Raw genomic sequence first — 506 nt, 5'->3', positions numbered from 1 at the left:
GCTTGAAATAGAGCCACAGCCGCTGGTTCGCCTCGGGCAGATGTGGGACTGGTGGCAGATGCGTCTGGTAGAAGCGCTCCCACGGGTTGTCGGAGGGGCGATCGACGAGGCGACCCGACATCTTGTCGACCCAGGGTTCGGCCTCGATCGCATAGCTCTTGCCGAACAGTCGGGTGAGGCCGTCATGCGCCACCGGGATGTGGAGATTGTCCGAATAATTGTCGCCGACATTCTTCCAATTGACCGCGCGGTCGCGCAGCCGGACTGGGCTGAGCGTCTGCATCTCCTCGAAGCGATAGGGGGCGATCTGCGCGTCATACAGGGCCATCATCTCGGCGATCGAGGGGCCGTCGCCCTCCAGCCGGACGAACACGAAGCCGCGCCAGATCTCCAGATCGACGCGCGCGAGGCCGTTTTCGGCCAGGTCGAGCGCGGGGTAATCGCGTCGCATCGGCACGCCGGTCAGCCGCCCGTCGGTTTCATAGGTCCAGGCGTGATAGGGGCAC

At 64.6% G+C, this 506-nt stretch carries 1 protein-coding gene; it reads right to left on the bottom strand.

Features of this window, described 5'->3' with window-relative positions; all coding sequences use genetic code 11:
• A partial coding sequence (locus tag AACY45_RS28005) for an aromatic ring-hydroxylating oxygenase subunit alpha (protein ID WP_339548718.1) occupies positions 1 to 506 on the bottom strand: 506 nt, incomplete at both ends.

Source organism: Pseudomonas sp. RA_35y_Pfl2_P32 (genome assembly GCF_963970735.1).
Classification (GTDB): Bacteria; Pseudomonadota; Gammaproteobacteria; order Pseudomonadales; family Pseudomonadaceae; genus Aquipseudomonas.
The sequence above is the reverse complement of the archived record's forward strand: the minus strand, read 5'-3'. Positions and strand labels throughout refer to the sequence as shown.